Source organism: Calidifontibacillus oryziterrae (assembly GCF_000331575.1).
Lineage (GTDB): Bacteria > Bacillota > Bacilli > Bacillales > Bacillaceae_J > Calidifontibacillus_A > Calidifontibacillus_A oryziterrae.
Genome location: NZ_KB223527.1, coordinates 949,337 through 964,578, shown reverse-complemented (window position 1 = coordinate 964,578; position 15,242 = coordinate 949,337). Strand labels below are relative to the sequence as shown.

Below are 15,242 nucleotides of genomic sequence, written 5' to 3'. Positions count from 1 at the left end.
AGGATACAAATGGAATCAATTGTACGTCATAAAGGGAAAGTAGCAGGCCTTGACCGTGTGAACGTTGATACAGATCAAATTATTCCGAAACAATTTTTAAAGCGGATTGAAAGGACTGGCTTTGGGCAATATCTATTTTTTGATTGGCGTTTTAATAATGATGGAACAGAAAATGAAAGCTTTGAATTAAATCGCCCTGAAAATAAAGGTGCATCGATCTTGGTAGCAGGACATAATTTTGGTTGTGGTTCTTCAAGAGAACACGCACCGTGGGCATTAAAGGATTACGGATTTCAAATTGTAATCGCACCATCTTTTGCTGATATATTTTATAATAATTGCCTAAAAAATGGCATGCTGCCAATTCGACTAGAGGAAACTCATGTCAAAGACTTGCTTGAAAAGTCAAAGGAAGCTGACTTTGAATTAATCATTGACTTAGAAAAGCAGGTTGTGATTGATTCAGAGAAAAAGTATTCATTTGCTATAGACCCATATTGGAAGGAAATGCTTGCAAATGGGTGGGACGAAATAGATGTCACTTTAAATTTTGAAGATGCAATACGAAACTATGAAAAAAGTAGAAAAATTGGATAATAACTTATAGAGGCGGGTTTTCGAACCCGCTTGTTATGCTTCTGTAGGAAATTATAAAATTTGATCCTGTGGAAAAATACTATAGCAAAGAGTGTAGTCGCCCAGCTCCAGCGCCCAGCGACTAGTAAACTTCGCTCATCTCTTTTACGATAAGTCAACATCGACTCATCCCTCGTCGTGTTTCCTTTATCTCAGTCGATGCGCTCTTAGTTTATACGTCGCTAAAGAGGGCGCTTCTGCATTTGTTCTACTTTAAGAAAGTTTAACTTTGTTAAAGGATTAAAGTATAAGAAAGACATCGAATTCTGCCTTATTTGAAGGAAATTCGTGTCTTTCTAATTTGTGTTTAAAACAGGAAATTGATAAACTAAAAGCCAATATAAATTACCCAGTTTGGGGTGTGGCCAGGCAATGAATAAATTTAATGACAATAATAAAGACAATATCATACCCTTTCCAAATCTTGAGGAACGGTTATTGAACAAAGGGATAGAAGCATTAAGTAACCGTCAATTTAAAGATGCTTTGCAAGTTTTTAAGCAGCTAAGTAGGAACTTTCCAAACTACTATCCAGAAGGAGAGATTGGAATAGTAGTTTGTCTTTACGAATTGGGTATATACGAGGATGCAAAGGAAAGATGCATGCGATTATTACAAGAAGGAATTGGCGATTATTTTAATGTGTTAAAAATATATTTGTCGATTTTAATGCAACAAGGTGAGTTTAGTGAAATTGTAACTATTCTAGAACCACTGTTTAACGAAGAAAGGATTCCGGCTGAACTTGCAGAAGAGTTGTTTCAGTTACTTGAATTTTCAAAGAAAAGCATAAGTCAAAAGAGTCAATTAGACAGACCAATGATTGATACAGGAGTGTTAGAGGAACAATTATTACATGGAACCATTGAAGAACAACTCCTTGTTATTCAAAAATTGAGAAGCTTACCTATAAATAGCAAAATAATTGATTGTATTGAATTAGTTTTAATAAACGAGAAATCACACCCTATTATTCAATCGATGCTTCTTCATTTATTAATGGAAAAGCAAATAAATGAATCGTTTACAGTTAAAAAGTTTCAACAAACTATTTCACTAAACACGAAGGATTTAAAGAGCTTTTTCGAGGAAACTTTTACAATTGAAGTACTAAATAAATTAGATTATATACTTGGTCAGGAAAATCCGACATTATATGAGCATGTAAAAGAATTATGGAATCGATTTTTATTTACATTATTTCCTTTTCAACCAGATCCAGCACGGGCAATGGTATGGGCAGCAGCTCTGCACAAAGTGGGATATGAACTTTTTGGTATCGAAATAAATGATATAGAATTAAATAGACTATATAATGAAAATATCGACGATATTAAAAACGGCTATGAACAGCTAGTGGCTGCAGAAAAGTTGTCAATAACCGGACTAGAGTTATAAAATTCTGGATAATGGCAAAATAGAGGTATAAAAAAGTATTGATAGGATTATTGAAAGCGATTCTTTATGTGTGATATAATACAATGGTTGTACTTGTGTCTACTATACATACTTGAATGAAAATGAAAAATATATTTTTGGACAATTGTGCAATGGTAAATAATAGGTTATATGAACAGAGTATAAAATAAGTTGGAGGGAAATATAAATGTCAGTAAAATGGGAAAAATTAGAGGGAAATCAAGGTGTTTTAACAATTGAAGTTGACGCTGCAAAAGTTGAACAGGCAATCGATCAGGCATTTAAAAAAGTTGTAACGAAAGTAAACGTACCTGGATTTCGCAAAGGTAAAGTTCCTCGCAAGTTGTTTGAACAACGTTTCGGAGTAGAGTCGCTTTATCAGGATGCTATTGATGTTATGCTACCAGAAGCTTACAGCAATGCGGTAGAGGAATCTGGTATTGAACCTGTTGATTACCCGGAAATCGATATAAAACAAATTGAACAGGGTAAAAACATGATCTTTACAGCGACTGTAACTGTAAAACCAGAGGTTCAACTTGGTGAATATAAAGGTCTTGAGGTTGAAGAACAGGATACCACTGTTACAGATGAGGATGTAGAAGCTGAAATCAAAAGCTTACAAGAAAAAAATGCTGAGCTAGTCGTGAAAGAAGATGGCGAAGTTGAAAATGGCGATACAGTCGTTATTGATTTTGAAGGTTTTGTTGATGGTGAGGCATTCGAGGGTGGAAAATCTGATAATTACAGTTTAGTAATTGGATCAAACACTTTTATTCCTGGATTTGAAGATCAAATTGTTGGAATGAAAACGGATGAGGAGAAAGAAATTAATGTGACATTTCCGGAAGAATACCATGCTCCAGAGTTAGCTGGTAAACCGGCAATGTTCAAAGTAAAGCTTCATGAAATAAAAACAAAAGTTCTTCCTGAATTGGATGATGAGTTTGCAAAAGATGTAAACGACGAAGTTGAAACACTTGATGAACTAAAGTCAAAACTTAGAGAAAATCTTGAAGCTGATAAAAATCATAAAGCTAAACATGCAACCCAAGATGCTTTAATTGATAAGGCGACAGAGAACGCAACTATTGATATTCCGGAAGCTATGATTAACTCAGAATTAGATCGTATGATGAAGGAATTTGAGCAGCGTTTACAAATGCAAGGAATGAACTTAGAGTTATATTTCCAATTTACAGGTTCAGACGAAGCTGCATTACGTGAGCAAATGCAAGCTGATGCCGAAAAACGCGTTAAAACAAATCTTGTATTAGAAGCAATTGCTATAGCTGAAAACGTTGAAGTTTCAGAAGAAGATATTAATGCTGAGTTAGAGAATATTGCTTCAATGTATCAAATGACTGTTGAAAATGTTAAAACAATGCTTGGTAACAACAATTATGTAGAAGATGATTTGAAAATAAGAAAAGCAATTGACATCCTTGTAGAAAATAGCAAAACGATTTCAAAGTAATTTACGTTACTCATATCCTTTCCACTAAATGACAAAAAACTAAAACAAGGCGCGAAGCTTCGTGCCTTGTTTTACACTATTTAAATCCATTATCATTTTTTTATTAATTATGAAGATGGTTGGTTAGAATAGTAAAATGTAAGTAAGATATAGAGGGAGGAGTCTTTTGAGAAATAGGCAACGTTCAATTTTTTTAGAATATACATATAATTAAATGAATGTGTACATAACTTAGAGGGATATCACTAACAGTTTCAGTCGAACATATGGTACAATGCTTTTACATACGAAGAGTGAGAAAAATCAATGTCTACGCACCTTGATTTGTTAGAATTTAGTAAGGGGTGATCTAAATATGTTTAAGTTTAATGATGAAAAAGGACAGCTAAAGTGTTCTTTTTGCGGGAAAACGCAGGATCAGGTTCGAAAGCTAGTCGCTGGTCCCGGTGTTTATATATGTGATGAATGCATTGAGCTTTGCACCGAAATCGTTGAAGAAGAGCTAGGTACAGAGGAAGAAGTTGAGTTTAAAGATGTACCAAAGCCTAAGGAGATTCGAGAAATTCTTGATGATTATGTCATTGGTCAAGAAAGTGCTAAGAAATCTCTAGCAGTTGCCGTATATAATCATTATAAGAGGATTAATTCGAATAGCAAGGTTGATGATGTAGAGCTTTCAAAGAGTAACATCGTTATGATTGGGCCTACAGGTAGTGGTAAAACACTACTCGCGCAAACATTAGCAAGAATTCTAAATGTGCCGTTTGCAATTGCAGATGCTACATCTTTAACTGAGGCTGGTTATGTAGGTGAAGATGTTGAAAACATCCTATTAAAATTAATTCAGGCAGCGGACTACGATGTTGAAAAGGCAGAAAAAGGGATTATTTATATTGATGAAATTGATAAGGTAGCAAGAAAGTCTGAAAACCCTTCGATCACGAGAGACGTTTCTGGAGAAGGCGTACAGCAGGCTCTTTTGAAAATTTTAGAAGGTACTGTTGCAAGTGTTCCACCACAAGGTGGACGAAAGCATCCGCACCAAGAATTTATCCAAATTGATACGACAAATGTATTGTTTATTTGTGGTGGAGCATTTGACGGTATCGAACAAATTATCAAACGCCGTCTAGGGAAAAAGATTATCGGCTTTGGAACTGATTCGAAGAAGGAGGATCTACCACAAAAGGAAATTCTTTCGAAAATTCTTCCAGAGGATTTACTTTGCTTTGGTCTTATTCCAGAGTTTATTGGGCGCTTGCCTGTTATTGCAACGCTTGAACAGTTGGATGAAAATGCGTTAGTTGAAATTTTAACGACGCCGAAAAATGCCCTTATAAAACAATATCAAAAGATGCTTGAGCTTGATAATGTTAATTTAGAGTTTGAAGAAGGAGCTTTACGAGAAATTGCGAAACAAGCAATAGAACGCAAAACAGGTGCTCGTGGTCTTCGTTCGATCATTGAAGGAATTATGCTAGACGTGATGTACGATCTCCCATCAAGAGATGATATTGATAAGTGCGTTATTACAGCAGAAACTGCTCGCCAAGAAGCAGGTCCACAGCTTCATTTGAAGGACGGTAAAGTGATCGAGTTTGCCAGTAAGAAAGAAACACCAAGAGAAAGTGCATAGAAAGTACACAAGTCGTAGAGGCTGACTAAATGTCAGCTTCTTTTTTTATTCTCTAGGTAATTATAAAATTTGATCCTGTTGATAAATACTATAGCACAGAGAGTAGTCGTCCAGCGCAAGCGCCCAGCGACTAGTATACTTCGCTCATCTCTTTTGCGATAAGTCAACATTGACTCGTCCCTCAATGTGTTTTGTTTATCTCAGTCGATGCGCTCTTAGTTTATACGTCGCTAATCAGGGCATTTATAGCTTTTGTTCTTAGCAATTATTTCCACAATGTTGAACGAAAAAATTGTTTATTGAGCCCTTTGCACGGAGATACTAGTCAGTAAGTGACATACACATTTACTACAACGAAGTGCAGGAGGGTAAGCATGAATTGGACAGGTATTGCATTGTTCGTTCAATTATTTTTTGGAATTGTAATAGGTCTATATTTTTGGAATCTTCTTCGTAATCAACGGACTCAAAAGGTTTCGATTGATCGAGAATCAAGGAAAGAGATGGAAGAGCTTCGAAAGTTAAGGTCAATCACTTTAACTGAACCATTAGCGGAAAAGGTTAGACCGACTTCCTTTAATGATATAGTAGGCCAAGAAGATGGCATTAGGGCTTTAAGAGCGGCGATTTGTGGGCCGAATCCCCAGCATGTTATCATTTATGGACCACCGGGTGTTGGGAAAACGGCGGCAGCGAGGTTAGTTTTGGAGGAAGCGAAAAAACATTCAAAAACACCTTTCAAACCAGATGCAGTTTTTATCGAATTAGATGCGACAACGGCTCGTTTTGATGAAAGAGGAATCGCAGATCCATTAATCGGTTCTGTCCACGATCCAATTTATCAAGGTGCCGGGGCGATGGGCCAGGCTGGAATTCCTCAACCGAAACAGGGAGCTGTTACGAATGCCCATGGCGGCATATTATTTATCGATGAGATCGGTGAACTTCATCCAATCCAAATGAACAAACTCCTAAAAGTACTCGAGGATCGAAAAGTTTTTTTAGAAAGCGCCTATTATAGTGAAGAAAACTCACAAATTCCTTTACATATTCATGATATTTTTAAAAATGGATTACCAGCTGATTTTCGGATGATCGGTGCGACGACAAGAATGCCAGAGGAAATACCACCAGCGGTTCGTTCGCGTTGTTTAGAGGTATTTTTCCGACCACTCGAACAAGAAGAAATTGCAACAGTTGCAAAGAAGGCTGCAAATAAGATCAACTTAAAGGTTTCAGAGAAAGGAATTGGAATCATCGCAAAGTATGCGAAGAACGGTCGCGAAGCTGTTAATTTAATGCAAATATCCGCTGGTTTGGCAATATCTGAAAATCGCTCTGAAATATCAGAAAGAGAAATAGAGTGGGTTATTCATTCTAGTCAGTTATCTCCGCGCTATGAAAAGAAAATTCATGGAGAGCCAAAAATTGGTCTCGTGAACGGTCTTGCGGTCTTTGGTCCTAATATGGGTTCATTACTGGAGATAGAAGTCTCCGTTATACCGGCTAAAGAAAAAGGGACAATCAATATTACCGGAATTGTCGAGGAAGAAAGTATCGGAAATCAAAGTAAATCGATTCGGCGCAAAAGCATGGCGAAGGGATCAATTGAAAATGTTCTTACTGTGCTTCGATCAATGGGCGTACAAGCAACTGCATATGATATTCATGTGAATTTTCCTGGGGGGATCCCAGTTGATGGCCCATCGGCGGGTATTGCGATGGCAACTGCGGTTTATTCTGCCATACATAAACAGGCTGTTGATAATACTATCGCTTTTACAGGAGAAATTAGTATTCACGGAAATGTTAAACCAGTTGGCGGTGTATTCGCTAAAGTAAAAGCAGCAATGCAAGCAGGAGCAAAAAAAGTAATTATTCCAAGCGAAAATTATCAATCGATTTTGGAAGAGATTGAAGGAATCGAGATTATCACTGTTAGCCATTTAAATGAGGTTTTTGAATTGGTATTTCCGCGCTTTAGTGCAACCAAACTTAGTGTAGAGGCTATGGAGAAAGACGTGGTCCCTGCATCTGTTACAGATTTAAACCTACCACCGGCATCCGTTTAAAGGGTTAAGTTATCAGACCAGACTCATTAGAAAAACTCGTAATTTGCCCATAACCGCAAATTACAATGTCTTTTGATATACTTTAATCCCTAGCAAGGTTAATCTTTCTTAAAGTAGAACAAATGGCATGTGGACCTATTTCACATGCCAATTTTTGGCTTGATATTGATGAAACAATGGACAACTATGAAACAAATAAGATAGAATTGTGTCAAAGCCGATATAATCAGGAAATGTAAGATTCACATAAATCGAGGTGTTAAAATTTGGCGAATAATAAAGAGATGACCGTTCCTCTCCTTCCTTTACGTGGTTTACTTGTATATCCAACGATGGTTCTTCATTTAGACGTAGGGCGGGAAAAGTCGGTTCAAGCACTTGAAATGGCTATGGTGGATGATCATCTAATATGTCTTGCCACACAAAAAGAAGTTGGTATAAATGACCCTTCTGAAGATGATATTTATCATATTGGTACGCTTTCAAGGGTAAAGCAAATGTTAAAGCTTCCGAATGGCACAATTCGTGTGCTTGTTGAGGGACTTAACAGGGCAAAGATTACAGAGTATGTAGAAGATCAAGAAACATTTTTGGTGAAAATTGAAAAAATTGAGGAATCTGTTCAAGCTAATTCTGAAGAAAAAGCATTAATGAGAACTTTGTTAAGCCAATTTGAACAATACATAAAGCTATCCAAAAAAGTAACGGCAGAAACATATGCTTCTGTTGCCGATATTGAAGAGCCTGGTAGATTGGCTGATATAATTGCTTCGCACTTAGCGCTAAAAATAAAAGAAAAACAAGAAATATTAGAAACAATTGATGTTAAAGACCGCTTAGATCGAATGATTTCCTTAATCAATAATGAAAAGGAAATTCTAAATCTAGAAAAAAAGATTGGTCAACGTGTCAAACGATCAATGGAACGGACACAGAAGGAATACTATTTGCGTGAGCAAATGAAGGCGATCCAAAAGGAATTGGGCGATAAAGAAGGAAAAACAGGCGAAATTGAGATTATTAAAGAGAAAATCGAAAAAGCAAAAATGCCTGACCGTGTAAAAGAAACGGCGCTAAAAGAGCTAGAGCGCTATGAAAAAGTACCGTCAAGCTCAGCGGAAAGCTCCGTTATTCGTAATTATATTGAATGGTTAATTGCGATTCCATGGCACAATGAGACTGTTGATAATTTGGATATTAGTAACGCTGAAAAAGTCTTGGATCAAGATCACTACGGCTTAGAAAAGGTTAAGGAGCGCGTGCTAGAGTATTTAGCTGTACAAAAGCTTACGAAATCGTTGAAGGGCCCCATTCTATGCCTTGTTGGCCCTCCTGGTGTTGGAAAAACGTCGCTTGCTCGATCTATCGCTAAAGCACTTGGTAGAAACTTTGTTAGAATATCGCTTGGCGGTGTGCGTGATGAGGCAGAAATACGCGGTCATCGTCGGACATATGTAGGAGCGATGCCAGGTAGAATTATCCAAGGTATGAAAAAAGCAGCGACTATCAATCCGGTATTTCTATTAGATGAAATTGATAAAATGTCAAATGACTTTCGCGGGGATCCATCGTCTGCAATGTTAGAAGTTCTAGATCCAGAACAAAATTCAGCTTTTAGTGATCATTACATTGAAGAAACATACGATTTATCAAAGGTTATGTTTTTAGCGACAGCGAATAGTTTAGCAACGATCCCTAGCCCATTATTAGATCGAATGGAAGTTATTTCAATTGCAGGCTATACAGAAATTGAAAAACTTCATATTGCGAAGGATCATTTGTTCCAAAAACAGCTTAAAGAACACGGCTTAGAAAAAGGGAAACTACAAATTCGTGATGAGGCGCTCCTAAAGATCATTCGAACATACACTAGAGAAGCCGGTGTTCGTAGTTTAGAACGACAAATCGCAACGTTATGCAGAAAAGCAGCCAGAGTGATCGTATCGGAGGATCGCAAGCGAATTATCATTACTGAGAAAAATATTGAAGAATTTCTTGGAAAGCCAAGATTTAGATTTGGTCAAGCCGAAATACAAGATCAAATCGGGGCAGCAACAGGACTGGCCTATACGACAGCTGGTGGAGACACGCTATCAATCGAAGTTTCGATCGTGCCGGGCAAAGGGAAGCTAACCCTAACAGGAAAACTAGGGGATGTAATGAAAGAATCAGCTCAAGCAGCCTTTAGCTACATACGTTCTAGGGCAAGTGAGTTAAAAATTGATCCTGATTTTCATGAGAAAAATGATATTCATATTCACGTTCCAGAAGGAGCTATACCGAAGGATGGTCCGTCAGCAGGGATCACAATGGCAACTGCTTTAGTTTCAGCTCTTACAGGAAGAGCGGTTCGCAAGGAAGTAGGAATGACTGGCGAAATTACGCTTAGAGGAAGGGTCCTACCAATTGGAGGATTGAAAGAGAAATCACTTGCAGCGCATCGAGCAGGGTTAAAGAAAATTATTATTCCTGAAGAAAATGTAAGGGATTTAGACGATATTCCTGAAAGTGTCCGGAACGATTTACAGTATGTGCCAGTTAGCCATTTAGATGAAGTTTTAGAACATGCATTAACGGGAGAGAAAAAATGAAGGTAACAAAAGCAGAAATTGTAATCAGTGCTGTAAAGCCTGAGCAATATCCGACAGATCCAATGCCGAATTTTGCTTTAGCAGGCAGATCCAACGTTGGAAAATCATCTTTTATTAATAAGATGTTGAATCGGAAAAACCTAGCAAGAACGTCATCAAAACCGGGGAAAACACAAACATTAAATTTTTATAATATTAATGATCAACTTTACTTTGTAGATGTTCCCGGCTACGGCTTTGCTAAAGTATCCAAAAAAGATCGTGAAGCATGGGGGAAAATGATTGAGACTTATTTAACAACAAGTGATAAGCTTCGTGCTGTGATTCAAATAGTGGATTTAAGACACAAGCCTACGGAAGATGACAAACTAATGTATAACTTTTGTAAACATTATGAAATTCCCGTCATTATTATCGCGACAAAGGCAGATAAAATTCCAAAGGGTAAATGGGAGAAGCATTTAAAAGTTGTGAAAGATACATTGGAAGTAGACCCTAGTGACCCGGTAATTGTCTTTTCTTCCGAAACGGGAAAAGGAAAAGATGAAGCTTGGGCAACAATTTTTCAATTTATGTGATTTATGTGATAAAAGAGATAGACATAAGCGTCTATCTCTTTTTGAATATGATGTATATACCGATTAAAATGAGGGCGACTGGCCAAAAGCTTTCGAGCCAGCCTACAGCCTTGCCAATATAATTCATCCAGCTAATAATCCCGTCATAAAATAAACCTAACAAAGAAATAACGAGCAATATGATTCCGGGTACGATACCATTTTTCGTTTTTTGATGACGAAATATAAAAGCGATACCTACAATTAAAGTATAAACGGCCCAATGGTCCGGCCAAAAGTCAAATATATCCCGGCCGTGGAAGTGAACACCAAGTCCAAACAAAATGATCCCTGGGAAAACACTTTGTGCATCTTTAGCAAGATAAGCTTGAAGCAAAAATGAAAGCCCGATAATTAATAGAAGTGTTGGCCATGTGAATATATTTTTTACAATTGGTAAATTTAATTGATCCATCAAAAAATAAATTCCTATCCCAATTAAAATAAGACCGGGGAAAATTCCTTGCTTTTTTTTCATAACAGACCTCCATTAGCCTTGCTCCAAAAAGAAATAACGAGCAATTATCAAGGATATGCTTGATTGTAACGAATTATTTTTGTTAAGATAGATAGAGTAGACAAAATTTGTCGATTTCATCCAATGTTTATGATACCATACTGTTTCATATACTGTTCACATTTTTAAAAAGGAAAGTAAATTTTGTATGTTATTATATTCATATCATATTAGATTAAGACTATTTTGGGGGTGCAGAATCAATGTATGTTGTCGTAGTTGGATTAAATTATAAGACAGCCCCTGTTGAGATTCGAGAAAAGTTAACATTTGACCCCGCATTAATACGAGATGCACACGTAACGCTTCGTGAGAAAAAAAGTATATTAGAAAACGTGATTGTTTCAACGTGCAACCGTACTGAAATTTATGCAGTTGTTGATCAACTACACACAGGGCGGTATTATATAAAAGCATTTCTAGCGGAATGGTTTCAGCTTGATATTGATGAATTTGCTCCATTTTTAACCATTTATGAGAATGATCAAGCGATCGAGCATCTTTTCCGTGTTACGTGTGGATTGAATTCGATGGTGTTAGGGGAAACTCAAATTCTAGGACAGGTTCGGGATAGTTTTTTCCTTGCACAAGAGGAGAATACAACAGGCACAGTATTTAATGAACTATTTAAACAGGCGATTACACTAGCGAAAAGAGCCCATAGCGAAACTGAAATTGGGGAAAACGCTGTTTCAGTAAGCTATGCTGCTGTTGAGCTTGGTAAAAAGATTTTTGGTAGTTTAAAAAGTAAGCATGTTGTTATTCTAGGTGCAGGTAAAATGGGTGAGCTTGCAGCTAAAAATCTTCATGGAAGTGGTGCTGTAAATATTACAGTATTGAATCGAACGTATGAAAAAGCAATGCAGCTTGCAGAACGCTTTAAAGGGCGAGCAAAAAGAATTGATCAGCTTGAAGAAGCGTTAGTAGAAGGAGATATTTTAATTAGCTCTACTGGATCAAAGGAATATGTAATTACGAAAGATATGATGGCTAAGCTTGTGAAGAAGCGGAAGGGTCGACCGTTATTTATGGTTGATATTGCAGTACCGCGCGACCTTGATCCAGAACTGGACGAGCTTGAAAATGTATTTTTATATGATATCGATGATCTTCAAGGCATAGTTGATGCAAACTTAGCAGAAAGACAAAAGGCTGCTGAAAAAATTGGTGTTATGATTGAGTTGCAATTGGCAGAATTTAAAAATTGGCTAGGAACTCTTGGTGTTGTTCCGATCATATCAGCATTGCGCAATCGTGCTTTGGCTATTCAAGCAGAAACAATGAGTAGTATTGAACGCAAAATGCCAAATTTAACAGATCGAGAGAAAAAAATATTAAACAAGCATACGAAAAGCATTATTAATCAAATGTTGCGTGAACCTATAAATCGCGCAAAAGAATTAGCTGCTGAACCGGATGCGGAAGAATCGTTAAAGCTCTTTATGAAAATTTTTGATATTGAAGAAGCGGTTGAAGAGGAAATGAATGCCGCTCGAAAGCAGGATAAAGTCGTCATACCCTTCGAACAAGAAAAATCATGGTCATATTCAGTGAAAAATGTATAACTATGTTTTTTCTTAGAGGTTACACTTTTTATATTCTCTTATAGACCGTTCAAGAGAGGATTCTATTAATGATAAACTTACAAATTGGTTGGATTTATGAAGTTACAATAATAATATATGCCTGTAGTGTGTTAGGCTATTTTATAGATTTTTTACAAAACAACCGGAAGGCTAAAAAAATAGCCTTCTGGTTGCTTGCTATTGTATGGGTTTTGCAAACTCTTTTTTTAGTCACGCGTATGATAGAAATGGGTCGTTTTCCGATCCTATCATTAGCCGAGGGTCTATATTTTTATGCTTGGGTCCTTGTTACCTTTTCACTTGTCATTAATAAGATCTTTCGAACTGACTTTATTGTCTTTTTTACGAATGTCCTAGGCTTTATTATCATGGCTTTACATTTATTTGCACCTATGAATTATAAGTCAACAGTTTTATCTGAGCAATTGATCTCAGAGCTTTTGATTATCCATGTTACAATTGCGATCCTTTCCTATGGAGCTTTTTCGCTTTCGTCAATTTTTTCAGGGATGTATTTGCTGCAATATAAAATGATTAAGAAAAAACAATGGGGGAAGCGATTGCGGCGGCTTGGCGATTTGACCAATCTAGACCGATTATCCTATACATTAAATATGGTAGGCGTCCCAATGCTCCTTATATCACTTATTTTAGGAACTGTTTGGGCATATATATCGTTAGATACTTTTAATTTATATGATGCGAAGGTAATTGGTTCATTTATTGTTTTGCTAGCTTACAGCACATATTTATATTTACGAGTTGCCAAAGGTATGCAAGGGCGAACAATTGCAATATGGAATCTTGGGGCATTTCTTTTTGTGCTTATTAACTTTTTCCTGTTTGGTAGTCTGTCTCGTTTCCACTTTTGGTACGGTTAATATAAGTAGAAGCAAGTCGCGTAATTTATATTCACATCACATTTTGGAGGTTTCTCAATGCGTAAAATAGTTGTAGGTTCTAGACAAAGTAAACTGGCTTTAACACAAACTAACTGGTTTATAGAGCAAATGAAAAGCTTAGGGCTTCCGTTTGAGTTTGAAGTCAAGAAAATTGTGACCAAGGGTGATAAAATTCTTGATGTGACGCTATCCAAGGTAGGCGGTAAAGGTTTGTTTGTTAAGGAAATTGAACAGGCAATGATGGATAAAGAAATAGATATGGCAGTCCATAGTATGAAGGATATGCCGGCAGTTTTACCACCTGGATTTACGATTGGATGTGTTCCACTACGCAAAGATCATCGTGATGCCTTTATATCGAAGGGACATGTAAAGCTTAAAGATTTACGTAAAGGTGCTGTTGTTGGAACTAGCAGCTTAAGACGTGCATCACAGTTGTTAGCCTACCGACCTGATTTAGAGATTAAATGGATTCGAGGGAATATTGATACTAGACTTGCTAAGCTGGAAGATCCAAATGAAGGTTTTGATGCAATTATTCTTGCAGCTGCTGGCTTACTTCGTATGGGATGGTCAGAGGATACCGTTACAGAATACTTAGATATAGATGTTAGTGTACCTGCAGTCGGGCAAGGTGCTCTAGCAATTGAATGTCGTGAAGATGATCACGAAATAGTAGAGCTATTAAGCAAGCTTCAAGATGAAAAAACAGCGAAGGCAGTTGAAGCAGAACGGGCGTTTCTTCATAAGATGGAAGGCGGATGCCAAGTGCCGATTGCTGGTTTTGCTGAAATGACAGGCGATAACCAAATAAAGCTAATTGCCCTTGTAGGTTCACCTGATGGTAAAACAATCATGAAAGAGCAAGTGGTTGGATCTGATCCAAAGGCTTTAGGAGAACAAGCCGCAAATGTATTAATTGCAAAAGGCGCCAAAGACATAATTGAACAAGTAAAAGAGGAGCATGATCTATAATGTCAAAAGGTGGCTCCCTCGAAGGTAAAAGAATTTTGGTCACACGAGCAAAGGAGCAGGCAAAATCCTTTTCGGGAAAAATTAAAGAGCTTGGTGGAATTCCAATTGAGATTCCACTAATTAAATTCGAATCTATTCGAAACGATGAAAATATAAAACATTATATTGATAAGATCGATAGCTATGATTGGCTCGTATTCACTAGTGTAAATGGTGTTCGTTTTTTCTTTGAATATTTAGATAAAAATAATAATACCTTTACAAGCACAAACCGACCACAAATTGCCGTGGTCGGTAAAAAAACGCTTCAACCGTTACAACAAAGAGGGATTAAGGTAGACCTTATACCGGAAGAGTATGTGGCTGAAGGGTTAATTGAGGCTATGTCGAATAAAGTATTGCCAAATTCACGAATTTTAATAGCTCGTGGCAATCTTGGTCGTTCAATACTGCCAGAAAAGCTAACTGAATTGGGTATGATAGTTGATGATTGGATTGTTTATGAAACCGTTATTGACTATGATAAGAAATCTGAGCTTTTGGAGCTTTTACTAACTCGCTCTATTGATATGATAACATTCACAAGCTCTAGTACCGTTACATATTTTGTAGATCTTTTAGCAAACAGTGAGTGGCGTGATTTTTTGAAAGGTGTTCAAATTGCATGCATCGGTCCAATAACGGAGAGAACAGCTATTGAAGCAGGTATATGTCCAGATGTTGTGGCTATGGATTACACAATCGAAGGACTTATAGATGCGATTGTTAAGTTTTATAATAGTCAATACCACGATAGAGTCAATTTATAAAAAGG

The 15,242-nt window shown here is 37.0% G+C and carries 12 protein-coding genes; 11 read left to right on the top strand and 1 reads right to left on the bottom strand.

The features are described 5' to 3' along the window. Positions 1-9: 9 nt before the first annotated feature. From leuD to yihA, 7 genes are all read left to right on the top strand, one after another. Entirely contained in the window at positions 10-597 is a 588-nt protein-coding gene (gene leuD / locus D612_RS0113415; protein WP_017755999.1) for a 3-isopropylmalate dehydratase small subunit, read from the top strand. Between the two features lie 411 nt (positions 598-1,008). Beyond that, entirely contained in the window at positions 1,009-2,034 is a 1,026-nt protein-coding gene (locus D612_RS0113410; protein WP_017755998.1) for an outer membrane protein assembly factor BamD, read from the top strand. A gap of 208 nt (positions 2,035-2,242) precedes the next feature. Beyond that, complete coding sequence (gene tig, locus D612_RS0113405; protein WP_017755997.1) at positions 2,243-3,532, top strand: trigger factor; 1,290 nt, start codon at positions 2,243-2,245, stop codon at positions 3,530-3,532. 355 nt (positions 3,533-3,887) lie between these two features. Next, positions 3,888-5,168: an ATP-dependent protease ATP-binding subunit ClpX gene (gene clpX, locus D612_RS0113400; protein WP_017755996.1), complete on the top strand. Its 1,281-nt coding sequence runs from the start codon at positions 3,888-3,890 to the stop codon at positions 5,166-5,168. A gap of 374 nt (positions 5,169-5,542) precedes the next feature. Then, positions 5,543-7,240, top strand: coding sequence for an ATP-dependent protease LonB (lonB, locus tag D612_RS0113395; RefSeq protein ID WP_017755995.1), 1,698 nt, complete (start codon positions 5,543-5,545; stop codon positions 7,238-7,240). Positions 7,241-7,524: 284 nt separating this feature from the next. Continuing rightward, the gene (lon, locus tag D612_RS0113390) at positions 7,525-9,831 is read left to right on the top strand and encodes an endopeptidase La (protein WP_154649530.1); all 2,307 of its coding nucleotides are present in this window, start codon (positions 7,525-7,527) and stop codon (positions 9,829-9,831) included. Beyond that, a complete protein-coding gene (yihA, locus tag D612_RS0113385) occupies positions 9,828-10,409 on the top strand; it encodes a ribosome biogenesis GTP-binding protein YihA/YsxC (protein ID WP_017755993.1) in 582 nt (193 codons plus the stop codon). The genes lon and yihA overlap by 4 nt, the downstream gene beginning before the upstream one ends. A gap of 31 nt (positions 10,410-10,440) precedes the next feature. On the opposite strand, the gene D612_RS0113380 is transcribed toward yihA, so the two are convergent. After that, a complete protein-coding gene (locus D612_RS0113380) occupies positions 10,441-10,926 on the bottom strand; it encodes a LiaF transmembrane domain-containing protein (protein ID WP_017755992.1) in 486 nt (161 codons plus the stop codon). A gap of 242 nt (positions 10,927-11,168) precedes the next feature. Between D612_RS0113380 and hemA the strand changes: the two genes are divergently transcribed. The 4 genes from hemA (at position 11,169) to D612_RS0113360 (ending at position 15,237) form a co-directional block, all read left to right on the top strand. Next, entirely contained in the window at positions 11,169-12,530 is a 1,362-nt protein-coding gene (hemA, locus tag D612_RS0113375; RefSeq protein WP_017755991.1) for a glutamyl-tRNA reductase, read from the top strand. A gap of 68 nt (positions 12,531-12,598) precedes the next feature. Then, entirely contained in the window at positions 12,599-13,432 is an 834-nt protein-coding gene (locus D612_RS0113370; protein WP_017755990.1) for a cytochrome C assembly family protein, read from the top strand. 57 nt (positions 13,433-13,489) lie between these two features. Continuing rightward, positions 13,490-14,428: a hydroxymethylbilane synthase gene (gene hemC, locus D612_RS0113365; RefSeq protein ID WP_017755989.1), complete on the top strand. Its 939-nt coding sequence runs from the start codon at positions 13,490-13,492 to the stop codon at positions 14,426-14,428. Beyond that, positions 14,428-15,237: a uroporphyrinogen-III synthase gene (locus D612_RS0113360; RefSeq protein WP_017755988.1), complete on the top strand. Its 810-nt coding sequence runs from the start codon at positions 14,428-14,430 to the stop codon at positions 15,235-15,237. Before hemC ends, D612_RS0113360 begins: the two co-directional genes overlap by 1 nt. The last annotated feature ends 5 nt before the right edge of the window (positions 15,238-15,242 follow it).